The 20,305-nt window shown below is 39.0% G+C and carries 18 protein-coding genes; 16 read left to right on the top strand and 2 right to left on the bottom strand.

Annotation, left to right across the window (positions count from 1 at the left end):
• The first annotated feature begins 359 nt into the window (after nucleotides 1-359).
• Genes AB3I27_RS07570 through AB3I27_RS07560 form a run of 3 tightly spaced genes read left to right on the top strand, consistent with a single transcriptional unit; the run spans nucleotide 360 to nucleotide 5,333 of the window.
• Complete coding sequence (locus tag AB3I27_RS07570; protein WP_104760121.1) at nucleotides 360-3,530, top strand: Ig-like domain-containing protein; 3,171 nt, start codon at nucleotides 360-362, stop codon at nucleotides 3,528-3,530.
• Between the two features lie 19 nt (nucleotides 3,531-3,549).
• Nucleotides 3,550-4,578, top strand: a complete 1,029-nt coding sequence (locus tag AB3I27_RS07565; protein WP_104760120.1) for a DUF916 and DUF3324 domain-containing protein — start codon at nucleotides 3,550-3,552, stop codon at nucleotides 4,576-4,578.
• Entirely contained in the window at nucleotides 4,575-5,333 is a 759-nt protein-coding gene (locus AB3I27_RS07560; protein ID WP_104760119.1) for a WxL domain-containing protein, read from the top strand. The genes AB3I27_RS07565 and AB3I27_RS07560 overlap by 4 nt, the downstream gene beginning before the upstream one ends.
• A gap of 85 nt (nucleotides 5,334-5,418) precedes the next feature.
• Here AB3I27_RS07560 and AB3I27_RS07555 read toward each other — a convergent pair whose 3' ends face one another.
• A complete protein-coding gene (locus AB3I27_RS07555) occupies nucleotides 5,419-6,159 on the bottom strand; it encodes a LytTR family DNA-binding domain-containing protein (RefSeq protein ID WP_104760118.1) in 741 nt (246 codons plus the stop codon).
• Between AB3I27_RS07555 and AB3I27_RS07550 the strand changes: the two genes are divergently transcribed.
• The 5 genes from AB3I27_RS07550 (at nucleotide 6,160) to AB3I27_RS07530 (ending at nucleotide 10,142) form a co-directional block, all read left to right on the top strand.
• The gene (locus AB3I27_RS07550; RefSeq protein WP_104760117.1) at nucleotides 6,160-7,473 is read left to right on the top strand and encodes a GHKL domain-containing protein; all 1,314 of its coding nucleotides are present in this window, start codon (nucleotides 6,160-6,162) and stop codon (nucleotides 7,471-7,473) included.
• 228 nt (nucleotides 7,474-7,701) lie between these two features.
• Nucleotides 7,702-8,628: an ATP-binding cassette domain-containing protein gene (locus AB3I27_RS07545; protein WP_104760116.1), complete on the top strand. Its 927-nt coding sequence runs from the start codon at nucleotides 7,702-7,704 to the stop codon at nucleotides 8,626-8,628.
• Nucleotides 8,625-9,380 carry an ABC transporter permease gene (locus tag AB3I27_RS07540; RefSeq protein ID WP_002345334.1) on the top strand — a complete coding sequence of 252 codons (756 nt, stop codon included), beginning with the start codon at nucleotides 8,625-8,627 and terminating at the stop codon, nucleotides 9,378-9,380. The genes AB3I27_RS07545 and AB3I27_RS07540 overlap by 4 nt, the downstream gene beginning before the upstream one ends.
• Before the next feature lie 74 nt (nucleotides 9,381-9,454).
• On the top strand, nucleotides 9,455-9,790 hold the full coding sequence (locus AB3I27_RS07535) for a PadR family transcriptional regulator (protein WP_104760123.1): 336 nt from the start codon (nucleotides 9,455-9,457) through the stop codon (nucleotides 9,788-9,790).
• Nucleotides 9,780-10,142, top strand: a complete 363-nt coding sequence (locus AB3I27_RS07530) for a DUF1048 domain-containing protein (RefSeq protein ID WP_002339072.1) — start codon at nucleotides 9,780-9,782, stop codon at nucleotides 10,140-10,142. Before AB3I27_RS07535 ends, AB3I27_RS07530 begins: the two co-directional genes overlap by 11 nt.
• Nucleotides 10,143-10,193: 51 nt before the next feature.
• Here the strand turns inward: AB3I27_RS07530 and AB3I27_RS07525 are convergent, their stop codons facing one another.
• A complete protein-coding gene (locus tag AB3I27_RS07525) occupies nucleotides 10,194-11,378 on the bottom strand; it encodes an MFS transporter (protein WP_104760115.1) in 1,185 nt (394 codons plus the stop codon).
• 274 nt (nucleotides 11,379-11,652) lie between these two features.
• Here AB3I27_RS07525 and AB3I27_RS07520 point away from each other — a divergent pair, with 274 nt between their 5' ends.
• The 8 genes from AB3I27_RS07520 to AB3I27_RS07485 all read left to right on the top strand — a co-directional run bounded on the left by AB3I27_RS07520 (nucleotide 11,653) and on the right by AB3I27_RS07485 (nucleotide 20,302).
• The gene (locus tag AB3I27_RS07520) at nucleotides 11,653-12,024 is read left to right on the top strand and encodes a helix-turn-helix domain-containing protein (RefSeq protein ID WP_002308281.1); all 372 of its coding nucleotides are present in this window, start codon (nucleotides 11,653-11,655) and stop codon (nucleotides 12,022-12,024) included.
• A 122-nt stretch (nucleotides 12,025-12,146) separates the two neighbouring features.
• Nucleotides 12,147-12,473: a nucleotide pyrophosphohydrolase gene (locus AB3I27_RS07515; protein WP_002291148.1), complete on the top strand. Its 327-nt coding sequence runs from the start codon at nucleotides 12,147-12,149 to the stop codon at nucleotides 12,471-12,473.
• A gap of 67 nt (nucleotides 12,474-12,540) precedes the next feature.
• On the top strand, nucleotides 12,541-13,254 hold the full coding sequence (locus AB3I27_RS07510; RefSeq protein WP_002346126.1) for a class A sortase: 714 nt from the start codon (nucleotides 12,541-12,543) through the stop codon (nucleotides 13,252-13,254).
• 308 nt (nucleotides 13,255-13,562) lie between these two features.
• Entirely contained in the window at nucleotides 13,563-14,414 is an 852-nt protein-coding gene (gene licT, locus AB3I27_RS07505) for a BglG family transcription antiterminator LicT (protein WP_002345329.1), read from the top strand.
• A gap of 121 nt (nucleotides 14,415-14,535) precedes the next feature.
• Nucleotides 14,536-16,401, top strand: coding sequence for a beta-glucoside-specific PTS transporter subunit IIABC (locus tag AB3I27_RS07500; RefSeq protein ID WP_104760113.1), 1,866 nt, complete (start codon nucleotides 14,536-14,538; stop codon nucleotides 16,399-16,401).
• A gap of 13 nt (nucleotides 16,402-16,414) precedes the next feature.
• Nucleotides 16,415-17,857, top strand: a complete 1,443-nt coding sequence (locus AB3I27_RS07495) for a glycoside hydrolase family 1 protein (protein WP_104760112.1) — start codon at nucleotides 16,415-16,417, stop codon at nucleotides 17,855-17,857.
• Between the two features lie 107 nt (nucleotides 17,858-17,964).
• Nucleotides 17,965-18,666, top strand: a complete 702-nt coding sequence (locus AB3I27_RS07490; RefSeq protein ID WP_368022960.1) for a GntR family transcriptional regulator — start codon at nucleotides 17,965-17,967, stop codon at nucleotides 18,664-18,666.
• Between the two features lie 295 nt (nucleotides 18,667-18,961).
• Nucleotides 18,962-20,302 (top strand): PTS sugar transporter subunit IIC, encoded by a 1,341-nt coding sequence (locus AB3I27_RS07485; RefSeq protein WP_002308290.1) that lies wholly within the window; start codon nucleotides 18,962-18,964, stop codon nucleotides 20,300-20,302.
• Nucleotides 20,303-20,305 lie beyond the last annotated feature (3 nt).

The following is a 20,305-nucleotide window of genomic DNA, read 5'->3' as shown; positions in this document are numbered from 1 at the left end:
CTTACTGCTTCATTTCGATTCCAATTTCCTATACACGGGCTCATGGCCCCAACATACGTAAACCTGATTCTAAAATGACAGTAAAGAAGTTCGGTTTTTGATAGGGACTCGTAGTCCTCAAGGCTTTGTTCGAACTTTCTTTCACTCTTCACTATAATCTAAAAATAGAAAATAGAGGAGAACATCATTCGTCAATGATGTTCCCCTCTAATCTTAGTATGTTTTTGTACAAAAAAGAAATTTTCATCTAATAGAAAAATTTTTCCATAAAAATACATATTTTAAATATGAAAGTACAATTGGAAATAGATTAAAACGATAAAATAAAATTGTCAAAACGTCAGAGAGGATGGTGGAGAATGAATCAATATGTAAAAAAGCTGATTGCGTCGATTTTGTTTGTCTTCCCTCTCTTGATGGTGACATCCGTTTTTGCCGATGTAGAGAAAACAAACGAATCAACGCAATCAGAGAATCAAAGTTTTGACAAGACTACTTTTTCAGAAGAATCGATTACTTCTGAAACTACAGAATCCCAAAGTGAGGCGCCTACTTCTAATACAAGGCAAGAAGAAAATAAGACAAGTGAGACCTCAGAAGTAGCTGAACAAACGTCTGATAGCAGTGAAGCGGTACAGGTTAGAGTTGTTTCAGCGGATGGGTACAGCGAAGCTGCCACAACAGAAGAATTGGTGCAGCTTCTCGCAGACGAATCAGTAACTAAAATCCGACTGACTAAGCCTTTGACTTTAGACAGGGAATTAGAAATCAAACGAGATATCGTTATTGATTTTGGTGGGTTCGCTCACAATTTCGGCACACACCATATTTATATCAATGAGATACCTCAGTCGATCGATTTCCAGAATTTTAAAGGAACAGCTGCACATCCAGGTGGATTAACACCAAATATCGATGGAAATGCCATTATCATTGCTTATATGACCGATTTTTGGGGGAGCAGATATCATTTTACGGGAGAAATAAAATTTACCGGGACACTTGATTTGTATGATGGGTCCAAATTAGGACTGATTTACGCTCCTCGTGCAACTGTCACATTAGATGGTGTTTCTGGTGTGTTGGATGTCCAACCAGTGAAGGAAGGACTGAATGCTGCTCCGGGTAAAGCCTATTTTTGTAGAAGCTATCAATTGAATGTGATCAATGGTAGTCAACTTTATGGACCATATCTAGGGAAATTCTACGGTTTTCTAGATTCAGGAGATGAGACTGGTAGTGGAAAAACAGCACCAGGAATCCATATCTTAAGCGGTTCAAAGGTCTTTCTTGATTATGATCGGGCAGATGGCGTCAGCGATGAAGGAGAGGCAGTCGATACGCTACCTGGTAATGTCATGTTTGAAGTCAGTGGTTCGGGAAGCGAATTTTCGGTAAATACAAAGATCAATATTACCAATGACAACAATCGCGGAATCATCCAAATGAGAGGTTCAGGATCGAAAGTCGCTGTATCGAATGGTGGAAAAATCACCATCAATACAGCAACTACTGGCGGATTTCGCCTGCAAGGAGATTCTAGTCAAATCCATGTATCAAGTGGTGGTCAAATCTCGGTCAAAATGGCTGGAGATGGCGACCAACCCGGGAACAATGGGATGCGTTTTGTAGGAAAAGGCCTTTCTTTGATCGTAGAAGGAGCCGGATCAGTTATCGACATCGATAAGCAAAGTGGGCGTTCCAGCGCAGTTCGTTTTGAGAACGGTACACAAAAGCTTACAGTAACCAATGGAGGCTCATTGAGGGTAAGAAATGCAGGGGATGGCAAATCTTACGTGAACAGACTCAATCAAGGAAACCAAGCGATCCAATTTTATGACGCTTCTGGTTTTCTAGAAAGTCCAGGTTCAGCTGATTTTACAGTCACTGGAGAAAAATCAAATATCGATATACGCGCAGATTCCGGAGCAACCGTAGATACAACTGGAGATATTGATTTAAATTTTACGGCAGGTGAAAAAACTTATTTAGTCATGGTCGGGAAAACAGGGGAAGATAAGACCGGCATCATCAGTGGGGATGTGTTGAATGTGGATTTAGAATCTCCTACCTATTTTGATTTCCAAAACAAACGGATTGGAAGCGAGATCAATGGCATAGGCGGCTGGGTATTCCAAGGAAATGGAGATTCTTCTTTGAAGATTGCCCATTCAGAAATCGCTTTATGGCGAAAAACAGGCGCAACATTCGATAACTTTGAAAAAGACCCGGATTATTTTTCTGATATGACAGACTTATCGATCAATGGGACCGACTTAGGTAATTTCGTATCAAGCACTAGTGCAGGTTTAACAAATGAATTTGCTCATACAGGTGCCGGAATGAAAAATTATAATCGAATCAGTGCCAATAATCAGCTCCCGATAATTGAATCCTTAAGAGTGCCAACGAATGCAGATAAAAAAATCTATGGGCATGTCGTTGTTCCCGAAGGTGTCGAGGCAAAGCCAAGAGATGCTTGGACAGGCGAAGTAGAAGTGACTTTACGTATTACTTATGCAGATACGACGAAAACACCTGTAGAAATTACTGCTCTCACGCAAGGACAAACAGATGAAAACGAAGGGGCAGGATATAACCCATGGGGAGAAGGCGAACAAGGCGGCTTGTTCGAAGTTCAAGTACCCAACGATGAGAGATTAAAAACGGGGGATCAAGTGCAAGTTATTGCTGCTAAAAAAGTAAGAGGCGGCCAAGAAGTGACAGAACTGGACTCTGCCAAAACGACAGTCGATGTCATTCCTCCTGAGCCTGCTAAATTAAGTACCACATTGATCAATGCAGCTTCTCGCTCAATCACAGGTACAGGCGAAGCAGGATCCTTGGTTTCATTAAAAAAAAATCAAGCTGTTTTATCAGAAACCACTATTGATGATACAGGGAAATTTGTTCTTTCTATCCCAGAAAATCAGCTTTTTGCAGGAGACGTATTAGAAATCGTATTAAACGACCAAACAGGAGAAGCTGCTGCTAAGGGTGTGCAGAACAAGCCAAGTACCAACGATGAAATCGGGAATCACAATCCAAGTGATACGCCAGTTGTTTATCATGATGCTTCGCCTTTTGCGCCTGCTGCGAAGATCGTAGTAGAAGGTGGCCTCTCATTTCTTGCCCCTTCCAAACTCGATTTTGGACAGATCAAAGCAACTGGTTTGACGCAAGAAGCATTTGGCCAAATGGATGAGCAGGAAAAATTATGGATTTATGACCAACGAGAAACAAAAAGTCCATGGATCTTAACAATAAAACTATCTCAGCCCTTTACAAACGATTCAGGATTTTCTATGCAGGATGTCCTTTATTTCAAGAAAGGCGAGGAGTATCAATTAGTGAATGAAGAAGAACTGGAAATTGTCGAAGGACAAAATTCTACGAATGCGCAAGCAGATTATTCAGAATATTTAAATAACGGTCGGGCGTTTAAACTTGTCTTAACCAAAGAAAATCAGATAGCTGGTGATTACTCAGCAGAGATGACATGGACATTAGCAGATGCGCCGACAGAATAAAGATCAAGGAGGATGATTGATGAATCGAATATGGAATAAAAGTCATCGAAACAACTGCTCTTTACTTCTAATCCTTCTCCTTGGATTCATCCTTTGGCAGACACCTGTCCATGCCTCCGAATTCAATTTTGCGGTAGATTTCGAATTACCAGCTAATCAGATCGATAAGAACAAAACATATATAAATGTAAGGATGGAGCCTGGAAAAACACAGGAAATCCCCTACACGGTTTTTAACCGAACAGATAAACCAGTAATAGTTGAGACATTGATCCATTCTGCTACGACGAATTCAAACGGTGTGATCGAATATGGAGAATCAAAAAGTAAATTAGATGAAACATTAAGTTATGATATGAAAAACTTAGCAAAAACAGTGGGAGAAATAACTGTTCCTCCTCAAAGTGCGATCACTGAGACACTTTCACTGAAAGCGCCAGAAAAAGAGCTGGCTGGTGTGGTCGCAGGAGGGATCACGTTTCAAGAAAAAAAAGAGAACGTTTCTAACAAAAGTACAGTTGGTGTCGTCAATCAGTTTTCTCAAGTGAAAGCGATCTTGATTCGAAATAGCGAAAAAGAGTCTTCCCCAGATTTGAAATTAAAAAAAGCCTATGCGGATCAAAGCGATGGAAGAAATGTGATTAAGGTGAATCTTCAAAATCCAAATGCTTCTTATATGTTCGGCTTGACTACATCGGTTGAAATCTACAAAAAAGAATCAAAAGAACCTTATCTTTCAATAAAAAAAGAAAAAATAGATGTAGCACCCAATACAAATTTTGATTTACTTGTCCCATTAGAAGGAAAAAAATTAGCTCCGGGACATTATCAAGCGGTTGTGAAGGGTACTTGGAAAGAAAAACGCTGGAATCTTCATACTGATTTTGAAATAACTGATGATGCAGCGGACCAATTGAATGAAAAGGATATTGATTTAAAAAATCAGCCAGAACGATTTGACTGGCGATGGCTGATACTTGTTGGAGCCATTCTTATTGGCTTATTTGCTGGATTATTTATTTTAAAAGAAAGAAGGAAAAAGAAATGAAAAAAACAATTGCATTAAGTACCGTTCTAGCTGGAAGTTTATTATTATGTACACAAATTGTTTTTGCTGAGAATAAGAGCTCAGCCACTACGGAAGGAACGATTTCCGTAACAAAACCAGATGCCGCAAATCCTGAAGACGTCGTTCCGGTTCCTCCCGTTGATCCAAATGATCCCGATACGCCGTTTACACCTGACGAACCAAATCAGGGAACATCCGGATTACTGACGATTGACCAAGCGCCAGATCTTGATTTCGGAACAATCAAGTTAGGCACAGCAAAAACAGTATATGCTGCATTACAAAGTGGAACGGACAGTACTGGGGCACCAACACAAGTACAGAATTTCGTACAAGTAACGGATAAAAGCGGAAATTATGCCGGTTGGAAACTATCAGTCAAACGAACAGAATTTATTGGTACAACATCTGATACGAATAAACTAACTGGTTCAAAGGTGAAATTCAAAAATGCCGTGATTCGAAATAGCGTAACTAATATCAGTGGAACGCCATCTACCATTTCTGGAACTGGCGCTGAAGGAATCGAGATCCCAGCAGATCAGGCAGTAGATCTAGTAACTGCAGGGGCAAATGAAGGGATTGGCACATGGATTTATTCACTAGGGGAAAATGCGGAACAAGGGAGACAATCAGTGGAATTATTTGTTCCTGTATCCAATTATGCCGTAGACAACTACGTTTCAACATTTACATGGTCGTTAACAGATGCGCCTACAGAAGAGGAAGCGTAAAATCATATCAACGATTTCAGGGAGTGGGCCTTTAGTTGGCTCCACTCCCTGAAATCTGCTCTGCTTACTTCGCAGCTCTCATTCATCAGCTCGAAGCAGTTTGCTGGAAATCATGGAAACGTTCCTTTGTCTTTTCAAAGATTTTCCGACCAACGAGTAAGGAATCACCGTTGAAAAATTCTAACACATAATGAGCAGAATCGATTTTCTGCAATTGTGATAAGTTGATACAGTAGGATTTTAAAAGTAAAAAGTAAGTGTATTTTTCTAACTCTATCTTCAACTGTTTTAATGAAGTACTTACTAGTTTATCTTCTGTCGTTGTTTTGACCATGACTTGATTTTTCAATCCTTTGATACTTTCAATATATAAAATTTCCCGAGGATATAGGACGAGACTCCCACCTTTTTGATCAATGAAGATTTTATCGACATTTACGATCTGCTGTTCTTTCCAATTGATCTGTTCTAGCACTTGATGAATTTGTTCAGATAAATTCCTGTCTTTTCTTATATATCCAATCGGAAGGATTTTCCGGTTGATGATATCTACTGCAAAGTTCGTATAGGCGGTGAAAAAAACGATATTGCTATGAGCGTTTTTTTTACGTATTTGTTCGGCGACATCAATACCTGTAAGTGATTGCTTCAAGTCGATGTCGATAAAGAAAACATCGTGATTATCAATAGTGCCCAACTGGATCAACTGATTGATTTGGGAGATGGAAGTGAGCTGCACGATATTCTCGATATGATGATTGACCAATTCTTTGATGATCCATTCGCTGTGAAACTGGTTATCTTCTATGATAAAAAACTTTTTCATATGCAGGCTCCTATCAAAAAAATATGTGTACATGATGAAACAAAACAATGGAGGAATAAGATGTTCGCAACAGTGACACTTTATTTGACCTTTACTTTGATTTTAGATTTAGGTATTTATTTATTCTTTTCGAAACAGCTGCTAGTAAAAACCAGCTTTGGTTGTTTAGCTTTGATGGCGCTGATAATTTTTCTTCCTATTCCTAAAGTAAGTTTTCCTTATTTAGTTGGCTTATTATTAATGTTTCTCTTTTATTCTACTACGAAAAAACTATTTATCAGCTGTTTGATCAGTAATCTTTTTTTTGCTATCACTGGGTTAAGCTTTTTTCTGGTTTTTGACTTGGTAAATTATTTAGGAAGAGTACATCTCGGAACAGCAAGTTTTCTTGCACTGCTCGTCGCATTCATTTTCTACCTATTAGTAAAAAGTATAGACAAACGGACGAAATTTCTCAACTTGCTTTTTACTTATCCAACCGAGCATTATTTTGGCTGTATGTGTATTTTATTAAGTTGGGGCGTGATTTTCTTGGTATTGAGAAGTGTTCATTTTCGTTCCTCTGATTATCTGCTTTTGTCTCTTTTATCGATTGTGATCAGCTTTTTTTCGTTGCTTTTTTCTATTATGTTAATCAGCTTTCAAGTAAAAGAAAGACAACATCAGGAATCACTTCAACTGTATCAAATAAACGAAGAATATTACCATCATCTAGAAGAATTCAAACATGATTATAAGAGTTTGTTGTTTTCATTAAAAAGTACTATTCAGGAAAACAAAAAAGAAACATTTAAATTTTTAGAAATCTTAGAAAACCATTCTGCAGCTATTTTGGAAGAACCGCAAAAACAACAGCTGACAAAGATTTTATCGCCAGTTGTTAGGGGCGTCTTTTTAGAGTTTCTAGAAAAAGCAGAATCGGAGAAAATCCCGATCCAAGTAGTTATTCCTGTCGAAGTAAAAACCATCCCGATTGATTTGGTTGTTTTTATTCGCTGTTTATCTATTTTTATTTCTAACGCATTCGATCATCGTGTAGCCGATCAGAGTCCGATTACGATCAATCTGCTGGAAGAAAAAGAGGGATTACGTTTTAGTATAGCGAACAAGGCAAATCCGACGAATTTGACGCTAGCGGAAATGGTCCAAAGAGGAAAAACCTCTAAAAAAAATGGCGGATTAGGTCTATACAGTGCGAAAAAAATGTTGGATGCTTACGAAAATGCAGAACTAAAAATCGATTTTTCAAAGCAGAATCACTGTTTCTTTGTAGAAATGTATCTGGCGGCCAGACACAGTGAATCAGTCTGCTGACTTAACATCACAAAGAATAGCTTGAACAAAGATTAAATATAAAGGGAGTTCAACAACACAGTTTATTAAAAAAGTAAGCATAAACAAACAGAAGCGTGATGACCGTTGTCACCCTTCTGTTTGTTTTACTATTTAGTAAAACAAAGTAGTTGACACTTTATCTACTTAGTAATACTATATTCATATACTTCGTGATACTAAGTAGGTAGGGAGAAAAGAGGGAAAACAATGGAAAAGATGATTACTGTGACAGATTTATACAAGTCTTTCTCAGGAAAAAAAGTAATAGATGGTGTGAGTTTTACAGTTGACGAAGGCAGTATTTTTGCTTTGCTAGGTACAAATGGTGCGGGGAAAACAACGATCGTCAAGATGTTAGTTACTTTGCTTACACCGGATAAAGGACAGATTCGTATTGCTCATTTCGATGTGGCAAAACAAGGAATCCAAGTCCGTGAACGGATTAGTTTGACGGGGCAATTTACTGCAGTAGATGATGTGCTGACTGGTAAAGAAAATTTAGTGCTTATTGGAAAGCTTCGCCACTTGAAAGATCATAAGCAGCGGATTGATGAATTATTACACACGTTTGACTTACATGAAGCAGCTGATCGCCCAGTGCATACGTATTCCGGAGGGATGAGAAGAAAACTTGACTTAGCGATGAGTTTGTTGGGGGATCCGACCGTTTTGTTTTTAGATGAGCCGACAACAGGTCTGGACCCACAAGCAAGAGCTTCTTTATGGGAAACGATCAGGAATTTGAGAAAAGCCGGTGTGACTGTCTTTTTGACGACACAATATTTAGAAGAAGCAGATCAATTGGCGGATCAAATCGCTATTTTGGATCAAGGAAAGATTGCGCTTCAAGGAAGTGTAGCTGAGGTCAAAAAATATTTACCGCAAGGAACGATCGAACTGACTTTTGCAGAAGAAGAAACATTCCAAGCCGCATATCGACTGGTAGGCGGAGAAAAGAACGAAGCATTATTGTCTTTATCGATCCCGACTGACAATGATGTTCAAAAAGTAACAGAGATTCTTACTTTACTTCAGCAAAACAAGATCGGAGTTCTGGAATTTGCACAAAAACAACCAACATTAGATGATGTCTTTTTCTCAATCATCAATCAGACGAAGGAGGAAGAAAAATGAACGTGATCCAAGACACGATGACACTAACAGGAAGAATGATGAAGCATATGACGCGAAGCGCTGATACGATTATTACGGTCGTAGTGATGCCAATCATGATCATGCTGGCGTTTGTTTATATATTAGGAGGAGCAATGACCATACCTGTGGCTAGCTATAAAGGGTTCATTCTCCCAGCCATCTTGCTAATGACAGTCATGAGCGGTGTGGCTTACACAGCTTTTCGTTTAAATAATGATGTGACTACTGGGATTTTTGAACGATTCCACTCTATGCCGATTGCTAAATCTGCTATTTTGAACAGTCATGTTGTCACAAGTATGCTGTTTAATTTATTGTCCGTTGCTCTTGTTTTATTCAGTGGGGTCTTGATTGGGTTTCGACCAAAAGCGGATATTGGCGAGTGGTTATTGGCACTAGGGCTTTTACTACTTGTAACCTTAGCTATGTCATGGATTGCTGTATTCTTTGGGCTCATTGCTAAAAGCAATGAAACAGCTAGCGTCTTCTCTTATTTGCTGATGGGGCTTTTATTTATCAGTTCCGGCTTTGTACCTACAGAAACGCTGCCGCATGCTTTACAAGGGTTTGCTGATTATCAGCCGATAACTCCTATTATCAATGGACTCCGTTCACTCATGACTGCTGGAAAAGTACCTGATGATTTATGGACGGCTTTTGCTTGGAGCATTGGGAGTGTCGTAATTTTTCAATTGTTGTCGGTTTTCGTTTACCGCAAAAAACAAAATTAACAGCTTAAATGATTGACGTGTCAATGATTTCAAAATATGATGAAAGCGAGTATAGCGAAAGTACAGGTGAAAAAATGAACGGAATTACGGAAATGTTAAAAGGGGTCCTAGAAGGGATCATACTGGAAATCATCGATCGTCATGAGACTTATGGATATGAAATTACCAAAAATTTACAGGAATACGGGTTTGAAGATATCGTGGAAGGAACTGTCTATACGATTCTTTTGAGATTGGAAAAGAAAGGATTAGTTACCGTTACGAAGAGAAAATCTTCTGTAGGACCCATGAGAAAATTTTATTATCTGAACGAAGCTGGAAAGCAGGAATTAGAATTATTTTGGAAACGCTGGTCTTTTATTTCAGGTCAAATCGAAAAACTAAAGGAGTACAAAGAAAATGAGCAATAAAAATTTGGTTGGCTATATCAAAAAAATGATGGAAGACAAAGCAGAATATCGCGAACAAATGGCTCGCCTGAAAAAACTTCCTGCTGACTATCAGATTGTCTACAATGAGATACAAAAATTTCTTTGGGAATTTACCGCAGGGGATGGGATGGATATGTTGTCAGCGATGTATGAGTTGCTTGATTTTTTTGAAGAAGGTGCTTCAAATGGGCTTCCTGTCTTAGAATTGGTTGGAGAAGACGTAGGACAATTTGCAGAAAACACGTTACATGAAATCCAAGCGAAGACAAGAATCAATGAATTGAAAAGAAAAATGAATGAGCGGATCGCTAAAAAAATGGAAAAGTTATAAAGAGGCTGTGACAAGACTTTTGTCACAGTCCTTCATACTGATTTTGAAAGATTATTTATTTTTCTTTTCTTGATTCAGTAACCAGAAAACTAAAAACACAGCAAGTAAAACGATAACAGCACCAAATAAAGGAGCATAAGTGACACCAACCGTTTTAGTCGTTTGTGCGCCAACAAAAGAACCGAATGCAATACCAATGTTGAAAGCAGAGATATTAAATGCAGAAGCAAGCGTAATATCCTTCGGTGTATACGTTTCAGCTAATTGTACAACATATAATTGTAGACCCGGAACATTCATAAAAGAAAATAGCCCTAGAACAAAGGTAGCTGCTGTAGCAAAGAACAAGTTCCCGCTAAGAATCGTTCCAAATAAAAATACTAAAGATAAGGATAACAAGACAAACATGATACCTAAAGCTTTTAATGGATGTCGGTTCGAAAAATGCCCCCCGATTGTGTTACCAATAGCGACCATTACGCCGTAGATAATCAACAAAATAACGACAGCTTCTGATGAATAACCGATTTTGTCTTCAAGAATCGGAGTCAAATAGGTATAAGCAGCAAATGTTCCTCCGTATCCAAGAGCTGTGATCAAAAAAGAGCCCACTAAAAATTTATTTTTAGCTATCCGAAGAATCCCACTTAGATCGACAACTCCTGGTATTGGGAGATCTTTTGGAATGAGCAATAGATTGGCGAGTAGACCGATGGCTCCAACGAAAGCAATAAAAAGAAAAGTCATATGCCAGCTTGTTTGCTGACCGATGAATGTCCCCAAAGGAACACCGGTAACGGTTGCGACCGTTAGCCCTGTAAACATGACAGCAATCGCACTTGCACGTTTGTCAGGAGAGACGACTTCAGCGGCAATGACACTTGATACAGACATAAAAATCCCATGAGCAAGTGCGGATACGATTCTTCCAGCTAGCAATAAAACAAATACCCCAGAAAAAGCAGCCAGCAGATTCCCAATGATGAAAACCACCATGATTGCTGCCATCAACATTTTACGATTCCATTTTCCTGTTAAAATAGTGAGTAAAGGTGCGCCTACTGTCACACCAATCGCGTAAAGAAAAACCGTCAGCCCTGCTTGAGCCAAACTGACATGAAAACTATCAACGATCAAAGGCATAAGCCCTACACTGATAAATTCTGTAGATCCAATAGCAAAGGCATTGATTACCAAAGCCATAAGCGTAAAAACTGGTGAAATTTTTTTATTCAATTTTATTTCCTCCTCAAATTTTTCTGACAAATAGAGAATATAGACCTTCATCCTTCCTTCGTGAAGTACCGACTTTTTTGTATGATAGGCACTTTTTGGTAACAAATGTGAACCTACAAACGTTTCAGCGTTTGAAAAAATTCTTATTTTTTTCAAAATATAGTTCCTTTTTTGGCGAAAGTATAAAAAACGCAGAGGAAGAGACTTTGTTAGTTCACAAAATGAAAGGAGCATGCTATGATACGATGCGTATCTTTTTTTAGGAGAGATAAAAATGGAAAGAATCTATCATATTGGCGTCGAAGCAACATTGGAAGTCATCGGAGGAAAATGGAAACCGATTATTTTATGTCATTTAGGTAATGGTCCCATTCGCCCGGGTGAATTACGGAAAAAAATCCCTACGATCACACAAAAAATGCTGACCCAGCAGTTAAGAGAGTTAGAACAAGATGGCATTGTCCATCGAAAAGTCTATAACCAAGTCCCGCCTAAAGTAGAGTACTCGCTCACCGAAGAAGGAAAATCATTAAGAGAGATTCTAGTAGCGATGTCTGTTTGGGGAGAAGAACGTATCGAAAAACAAAAAGCCTCAGGGGAAGAAGTCACATTACTACATACACATGGTGGCTACCTAAATTACTGATTTTTTATGACATTTATTTTAAATAAAAGAAAACAGGAGTTTTTTAAAAAGCATCATCTATTTTTTATGTAAAAAAATGGTATGATTAATCAAGTAAGAAATGATTGGAAGAAGGCAAGCAAATGAATAGTATGGAAAAAGTCAACCAGTTTAGAGATGAACGTAATTGGCGACAGTTTCATAACGAAAAAGATTTGGCTATCTCTATTTCTTTGGAAGCATCTGAATTGTTAGAACTTTTTCAATGGAAAACGCCGGAAGAAGTAAAAGAAACACAATTAGAACGAATCAAAGAAGAACTGGCAGATGTATTGATCTATTCATACATGATGGCAGACAACCTTCAGTTGGATCTAGATGAGATCATTGAAGAAAAATTGATCAAAAATAATTTGAAATATCCTGTAGAAAAAAGCGCAGGGGTACGAAAAAAATACACAGAGTTGTAGAAATGTGTCATTCAGCTGTTGGAAAGAGCACAAGGAAAACAGTAAAATGAGACTGGAGGGAGAGAAAATGAAGAAAAAAGGAAAAGCAAAAAGATGGCTAGTCAATATCCTCTTGTTCCTCTTGTTATTAGTAGGACTAGCTTTGATTTTCAATGAACAGATCAAAGACTATCTTGTCAGATTAACAGGAGACAGATATGCTATAGCGAATGTAACGAAAGAAGATTTGAAAAGGAATAACGATAAAGATGTCAGTTTTGACTTTGACGCAGTAGAACCAATGACAACAGAAGGAGTGATGAGGTCACAAATGAGCGGAACAGATCTGCCAGTGATTGCTAGTATCGCAGTACCTTCTGTTTCGATCAATTTACCGATTTTCAAAGGCTTGGATAATACTTCACTGCTTTACGGTGCAGGAACGTTATCTCCAGATCAAGAGATGGGAAAGGGAAACTATGCTTTAGCAAGCCATCGTGCAACAAATCCTGAATTGCTGTTTACACCGCTGGAAAATTTGGAAATGGGTGCCAAGATCTATTTGACGGATTTAGAAAATGTGTATACATATAAAACATTTTTTAAAGAAAAAGTTGCTCCTACAGATACACAATTATTGAACGAGGTCGAGGGAAAAGAAATCGTCACGCTGATCACATGTGGCGACATGGATGCCGTCACACGACTAGTTGTACAAGGAGAACTGGAAAGTGTCACACCGATGAAGGATGCGACAGATGACATGAGAACTGCTTTCAATCTAGAGACAAAAACATTTTAGGATACTGGGACATAAGTCATTACAGATCAAAAACAACCAAAGGATATGAATCGATGAGGAAAACCCGATTTGCTGAAAAAAGAGGAACGCAAAGAGGTGCATCTCTGATTTGGTTGTTTTCTAGATAGACTTGTGTTCCAGTTTCTTTATTTTTTATATGAAAAGGCTTGCATAAATAAAAATTCGATGGTATGATGATTTTGAATAAGAAATGGATTGTTACTGTACGGCAGGCAAAACCAGAATTCAGCTAAGAAACAGTAGGCGAATTCTAGGTTTTTTTATTTTTCTTGAGAGGGCGAAGCAAAATGAAAATTGATAAAATTTTGAATAACAACGTCGTCATTTCGAAAAATGGATTCGGGGAAGAAGTCGTTTGTATGGGAAAAGGCCTAGCTTTTCAAAAAAAGATTGGGGACGAGATTTCGCCAGAAGCGGTCCAAAAAGAATTTGTTTTAAGAGATTCTTTTGTTAAAAACCAATTCCAACAGCTGATGGCTGATATTCCGGCAGAGGAGATCGAATGGGTCAAACAAGTAGTCGAACTGGCTGAAGATACACTAAAAGTTGAATTTTCGCCTAATATTTATCTGACATTGACCGATCATCTTCATTATGCGATCACACGGGCAAAAGAAAATATCCAACTGCCTAATCCATTATTATTTGAAACAAAAAAATTTTATCCGAAAGAATATCAAGCAGCGAAAGAGGCTCTTTTGTTCGTGAAACAAAAGACTGGCGTGGAACTTTCTGAGGATGAAGCCGGTTTTATTGCCTTTCATTTTGTGAATAGCCAACAAGGAAACGAAGACATGCAAGTGACGATGACCGCTACCACAATGGTAAGAGATATACTGAGTATCATCAGTAAATTCTTCGGCATCATGTTCGATGAAGAATCTTTGAATTATCAGCGTATCATTACTCATCTGCAGTTTTTTGCCCAGCGTTATCTCAAAGGGGAAGGATCTGACGAACAAGATGAATTTCTCTACGCATTAGTTCAAGGAAAGTATCCAAAAGCGTTTCATTGTGTCGAACGGATCAATGAGTATCTTCGACAAACGCAAAAACAGGAAATGGGAATCGCAGAGCAGATTTATTTAACGATTCATATTCAAAGAGTAGTAAGTGAGAAAAAAAGTATCCAATCATAAGGATTGTTACTGTATGGCAGGCAAAACCTGGATTGAAAAAATAGGTTCACGAATGTTTGTGACTGTTTTTTTCAATCTGGGTTTTTATTTTTTAAATAAAAAAAGAAAGAAGGAAAAAACAATGGATAATCAAGCAGTTGGTCGTCGTGTATGGGAAGCGGTAGGAGGACAAAAGAATGTCAAAAGTTTAGTACATTGTGCTACGCGTTTGCGGTTCAGATTAAAAGATGAATCCTTAGCAGATACGCAAAAGTTAAAAGAAGACCCAGACGTGATCCAAGTCGTCCAAAGTGGCGGTCAGTATCAAGTAGTGATTGGCAGTAATGTAGCAGATGTTTATCAATCGATCGTGGGTGAGGAAGGTCTTGCAGTTTCGGAGGATGGAAAAGAAGAGTCCAAAAATATTTTGAATCGTCTAATTGATATCATTTCTAGTATATTTACACCTTTTCTAGGGGCGATGGCAGCCGCCGGGGTATTGAAAGGATTCTTGTCATTGGCAACGGTGATGGGCTGGCTGACAGCTGATAGCGGTACTTATCAAATATTGTTTGCTGCAGCAGATGGTGTCTTTACCTTCTTACCTGTCATGCTTGCTTTTACAGCAGCTAAAAAGTTCAAAGCCAACCAGTTTTTAGCAGTAGCAATTGCTATGGCACTTGTGTACCCAGCTATCACAGCAGTTGCTGGTGCGGGAGAAGCTATCAGTTTCTTTGGGATCCCAGTGATTCTTTCGCCGTCTGGTTATACTTCTTCTGTCATACCAATCATTCTAGCAGTATGGGTGCAAAGTAAATTAGAGCCATTCGTAAAAAAAGTGATTCCGCAATTTCTGCAAATGATTTTAGTTCCGCTTGTCGTTTTAGTAGTGATGGTTCCGTTGACATTTCTTGCTTTAGGACCAATCGGGACGGTGGCCGGTAATGCTTTAGGTGGTCTCTTCAACTCGATTTATGGATTTAGTCCAATCGTAGCAGGTCTGATCATGGGAAGTTTATGGCAAGTATTCGTGATGTTCGGCATGCATTGGGGATTCGTACCGATCATGTTTTTGAATATCGAGCAATATGGGTTTGATGTATTGATGCCAATGCTTCTTCCAGCCATCTTGGCACAAGGTGGCGCTGCTTTAGCTGTATCGTTACGAACAAAAGATACAAAGCTTCGAGCATTAGGGATTTCTTCTACAGTGACTTCGTTATTTGGGATCACTGAACCAACTGTGTATGGTGTGACGTTACCGTTGAAGAAACCATTTATTGCAGCGTGTGTTTCTGGAGGGATCGGAGGGGCTATTATCGGATTTTCTGGAGTAAAAGCTTTCTCCAGCAGTTTGGTCAGCTTATTAACGATTCCAACCTTCATTAGTACGGTAGATGGTGTAGAGTCAAATGTGACAGTAGCCGTAATAGCTACAGGAATCGCTTTTGTTCTAGCATTTGTAGGTACGCTGATTTTAGGATTTGACGAACAAACACAAGACAATCAATTAGAAAACAAACATGCGAATGTAGGAGAACCGATTACTTCAGCACGGCATACCTTAAAGAGTCCTTTAACGGGTAAAGTACTGCCACTAAGTGAAGTGCCAGACAAAGTTTTTTCTTCTGGCGTGATGGGAAAAGGAATCGCTATTGATCCAGAAGTAGGGGAACTTGTTGCCCCGGCAGATGGAGAGATCACGACTATTTTTCCAACTGGACATGCTGTAGGGATCACAACGACTGACGGAGCGGAGATTTTGATTCATATCGGGATGGATACGGTAGAATTAAATGGGAATGGTTATGAAATCTTAGTCAAACAAGGGGACCTCGTCAAAGCAGGAGATTTATTGATCCGTTTTGACATCGAAGCAATCAAAGCAGCCGGCTATAGTGTGATCACACCGGTTGTCATTACAAATACCGATGCATTTGCCGATATACTTGAATTAGACCAAAAAGAGATTATTGCAAATGAAGATGTTCTAGCAATTGTAAAATAAGGAGGAAATCAGGATGCAATCACGTTTTTCAGAAAAATTTTTATGGGGTGGCGCAACTGCTGCCAATCAATTAGAAGGAGCTTATGATCGAGACGGAAAAGGGTTATCCGTTGCAGATGCTATGCCTGGAGGTAAGCAGCGTTTTGCAATCATCGGTCGTAAAGAATTTGACTGGACGATCGATCAAGAAACATATAATTACCCGAATCATCGCGGAATCGATCATTACGATCGTTTCAAAGAAGATCTTGCTTTATTTGCGGAAATGGGGTTCAAATGTTATCGTTTTTCGATTGCCTGGACACGGATTTTTCCAAACGGAGACGAAAGCACGCCGAATGAAGCGGGATTAGAATTTTACGATCAGCTGATTGATGAGTGCTTAAAATACGATATTGAACCTGTGATCACGATTTCTCATTACGAGATGCCTCTTCATTTAGCAAAAGAATATGGTGGCTGGAAAAATCGAAAACTGATCGACTTCTATGAACGATTTGCTCAGACAGTATTAAAGAGATACAACAGTAAAGTCAAATATTGGATGACTTTCAATGAAATCAACTCGGCCTTTCATTTTCCAGCTTTAAGTCAAGGATTAGTAAAAAGCAACGGAGCAGGAGAGTACCAAAATATTTTCCAAGCATGGCATAATCAGTTCGTAGCAAGTAGCAAAGCTGTAAAAATCGGCCACGAATTGCGTTCGGATATCCAAATCGGTTGCATGATTATTTATGCAACGACTTATAGCATCGATGCCAATCCAGTCAATCAGGTAGCAACCATGATCCAAAATCAAGAATTCAATTTTTTCTGCACGGATGTTCAAGTACGCGGAGAATACCCTGCGTACACAGCCCGTACCCATAAAAAATATGGAGTCGATCCGGAAAAATTAGAGCAAACGGAAGAAGACTTCCAGTTGCTAAAAGAATATCCAGTTGACTACATCGGATTTAGTTACTATATGTCTACGGCAATCAATGAGACTGACCCGCAAGCCGCAACTTCAGAAGGAAACTTGCTAGGAGGCGTAAAAAATCCGTTTCTTGAGGCGAGTGAATGGGGCTGGCAGATCGATCCAGAAGGGTTGAGAATCGCATTGAATGAATTATACAATCGTTACCAGAAACCATTATTCATTGTTGAAAACGGTCTTGGTGCTATTGATCATGTGGAAGAGGATGGCTCGATCATTGATGATTATCGGATCGATTACCTAGATCGTCATATCGAAGCAATGTCCCAAGCAGTTGCAGATGGTGTAGATTTGATGGGCTATACCCCCTGGGGATGTATCGATCTAGTCAGTGCATCGACAGGAGAAATGAGTAAACGTTACGGCTTTATCTATGTGGATCTAGACGATGAAGGAAACGGGACATTGAACCGATCGAAGAAAAAATCTTTTGATTGGTATAAAGAAGTAATTGCCTCAAATGGCGAAAATCTATAATTAAAACAGTGGAATGAAAAAGAACACACTTCTCGCATGTGATTTGTGTTCTTTTTTTATTTTTTATGTGCTATTCTTTTAGTAATAGTAAAGCAAAGGGTGACGTTATGAAAAGGACACGTGTACTATACTTGGAAGTCGCAGATAAAATTAAAGAAGATATTTTCTCAGGAAAGTATCCAGTCGGTTCGATGCTGCCGACAGAAAGTGAATTAGAAGAACTGTTTCAAGTCAGCAAAATCACTGTCCGAAAGGCAATCGAGCTGCTGGCATCAGATGAATATGTCGAAAAGAAAAGTGGTCGTGGGACGACGGTTCTAAGCAATCGTCTTTACAATCGATTATCCAAAGCGGCAAGTTTTACGCAGATCTTGAAGAACTCCCAATATGAAGTTCAGAAAGAAACGCTAGTTTTGCAATTGGTCCATATAAAGAAGGAAGATCCTTTGTTTTCCTTTTTCGGTGAGCAAGCTGTTTGTTTTAAGCGCTTATATTATTTGAACAATCAGCCTTATATTTATTTTGTTCACTATCTTCCACAAGAAATGATGCAATTCAGCAGAGAAGAATTTGACAAAGAATCTTTGTATCGTCTGCTGACAAAAAAAGGGTATACCATTGACTCATTTTCTGATGATTTCTCTGCAGTATTTTTAACAGAAGAAGAACAAGAAATTCTGAAAACAGACACACAGATTGGCATCAAACGGATACGGCAATCGTCTACGCAAATGGGGAAAATGATTGAATATTCAGAAGCAATCTATCATACGGAGCTGCATCCTTACCATATTGATTACGAAACATAAATAAAAAAGAAGTTGTGAAATCAGCGGTTTGACCTGAGTATTAGAGAAAAAAACGAAAAAACAGCTTCTCATGTTTTTGAATTGGTCGGACTTATTACCGTAGATACAAGGCTGACTCTAGATGACCATATATTCTGAATAAAGGGGTGTGACACGACTTTTGTTGCACCTCCTTTTCTTTGTAAAACCAAAAGAACAAAGGAGGGATGCATCTTTTGAAAAGCGTTTACAAATTATAGTAAAGTATGTTATTATTCAATTGTAAACATTATAATGTTATAAAAGGAGAAGGAAAATGGATAAATTTATAGGAATTATCGAACAAAAAATCATGCCCGTGGCCAATCGTATCGGTACTCAGCGACATATGACTGCCATCAGAAAAGGAATCATTGCCACTATGCCATTGACGATCGTAGGCTCATTTTTTACGATTTTACTGAATATCCCGATTGAATCAGTTGCGGCAGTCATTGAACCTTACCGTGAGATATTAGATATTCCTTTTCGCTATACAGTTGGTATCCTTGCTCTTTATGCGACATTCGGGATTGCTTCTTCTTTAGCGAAAAGCTATCGGCTTGATTCACTGACGGCAGGTATCTTGGCATTAATGTCTTTTCTGATCGTGGCAGCTCCTCCTACACGCATCTTAGAAGATGTAGGAGAAATCACAGCCGGACGTTACATCAACATCGCTAATCTAGGATCGGGCTCATTATTTGGGGCGATCGTGACGGCAATTATTTCAGTAGAGATCTACCGGTTTTTTATCGAGAAAAAAATAACTATCCGAATGCCAGATGGTGTGCCGCCAGAAGTAACAAACTCTTTCGTTGCATTGATACCAGGAGCAGTCATCTTGATTTTCTTTTGGATCATCCGCCATATGCTTGGATTCGATTTAAATGGATTTTTGAGTCAACTACTTATGCCTTTGAAAGGTGTATTAGCGGGTAACAGCTTGTTTGGCGGTCTCTTGACTGTCTTTCTAATTTGTTTCTTCTGGGTATTAGGAATCCATGGTCCGGCAATCATGGGTCCAGTTATTCGTCCGTTTTGGGATATTTCGATTGCTGAAAATATCGATGCATTTAATGCAGGGACAAGTGCTCACGCCATGCCAAATATTTTTACTGAACAATTTCTACAATGGTTCGTTTGGATCGGCGGAGCAGGAACCACTCTTGCGTTGGTTGTCTTATTCATGTTTTCTAAATCCAAGTATTTAAAAAGCTTAGGACGTTTGTCCATTTTACCGGGTTTGTTCAATATCAATGAACCGATGATCTTCGGTGCACCAGTAGTGATGAACCCAGTTTTGGGGATTCCATTTATTCTTGCCCCTCTTGTGACGACCACTCTTTCTTATGTTCTCACTGTCAGCGGTGTCGTGCCAATGATGGTTGCGCGTCTGCCGTTTGCGATGCCTGCGCCGATTGCTGCTTGGATGAGCACGAACTGGAGCGTTGCAGCAGGATTATTGGTTATTGGTAATTTCTTGATTACTTTGGCTATTTATTATCCATTCTTCAAAGTATTTGAAAAACAGCAATTGGCTAGAGAAGCAGAGGAGCAAGCGAAAGAGCAAGCAGATCTCACTCTGACAGATGGTGTCACCGAAGAACGACTATAATTG

This window comes from Enterococcus sp. C46, from assembly GCF_040887565.1.
Taxonomy (GTDB): Bacteria; Bacillota; Bacilli; order Lactobacillales; family Enterococcaceae; genus Enterococcus_B; species Enterococcus_B lactis.
The sequence above is the reverse complement of the archived record's forward strand: the minus strand, read 5'-3'. Positions and strand labels throughout refer to the sequence as shown.

What these genes read in the sequence shown, in the direction of transcription:
- AB3I27_RS07485 (WP_002308290.1), top strand. Translation starts at nt 18,962, where the DNA reads ATGGATAAATTTATAGGAATTATCGAACAAAAAATCATGCCCGTGGCC.
- AB3I27_RS07545 (WP_104760116.1), top strand. Translation starts at nt 7,702, where the DNA reads ATGGAAAAGATGATTACTGTGACAGATTTATACAAGTCTTTCTCAGGA.
- AB3I27_RS07495 (WP_104760112.1), top strand. Translation starts at nt 16,415, where the DNA reads ATGCAATCACGTTTTTCAGAAAAATTTTTATGGGGTGGCGCAACTGCT.
- licT (WP_002345329.1), top strand. Translation starts at nt 13,563, where the DNA reads ATGAAAATTGATAAAATTTTGAATAACAACGTCGTCATTTCGAAAAAT.
- AB3I27_RS07515 (WP_002291148.1), top strand. Translation starts at nt 12,147, where the DNA reads ATGAATAGTATGGAAAAAGTCAACCAGTTTAGAGATGAACGTAATTGG.
- AB3I27_RS07500 (WP_104760113.1), top strand. Translation starts at nt 14,536, where the DNA reads ATGGATAATCAAGCAGTTGGTCGTCGTGTATGGGAAGCGGTAGGAGGA.
- AB3I27_RS07550 (WP_104760117.1), top strand. Translation starts at nt 6,160, where the DNA reads ATGCAGGCTCCTATCAAAAAAATATGTGTACATGATGAAACAAAACAA.
- AB3I27_RS07520 (WP_002308281.1), top strand. Translation starts at nt 11,653, where the DNA reads ATGGAAAGAATCTATCATATTGGCGTCGAAGCAACATTGGAAGTCATC.
- AB3I27_RS07570 (WP_104760121.1), top strand. Translation starts at nt 360, where the DNA reads ATGAATCAATATGTAAAAAAGCTGATTGCGTCGATTTTGTTTGTCTTC.
- AB3I27_RS07555 (WP_104760118.1), bottom strand. Translation starts at nt 6,159, where the DNA reads ATGAAAAAGTTTTTTATCATAGAAGATAACCAGTTTCACAGCGAATGG.
- AB3I27_RS07560 (WP_104760119.1), top strand. Translation starts at nt 4,575, where the DNA reads ATGAAAAAAACAATTGCATTAAGTACCGTTCTAGCTGGAAGTTTATTA.
- AB3I27_RS07565 (WP_104760120.1), top strand. Translation starts at nt 3,550, where the DNA reads ATGAATCGAATATGGAATAAAAGTCATCGAAACAACTGCTCTTTACTT.
- AB3I27_RS07530 (WP_002339072.1), top strand. Translation starts at nt 9,780, where the DNA reads ATGAGCAATAAAAATTTGGTTGGCTATATCAAAAAAATGATGGAAGAC.
- AB3I27_RS07540 (WP_002345334.1), top strand. Translation starts at nt 8,625, where the DNA reads ATGAACGTGATCCAAGACACGATGACACTAACAGGAAGAATGATGAAG.
- AB3I27_RS07490 (WP_368022960.1), top strand. Translation starts at nt 17,965, where the DNA reads ATGAAAAGGACACGTGTACTATACTTGGAAGTCGCAGATAAAATTAAA.
- AB3I27_RS07510 (WP_002346126.1), top strand. Translation starts at nt 12,541, where the DNA reads ATGAAGAAAAAAGGAAAAGCAAAAAGATGGCTAGTCAATATCCTCTTG.
- AB3I27_RS07535 (WP_104760123.1), top strand. Translation starts at nt 9,455, where the DNA reads ATGAACGGAATTACGGAAATGTTAAAAGGGGTCCTAGAAGGGATCATA.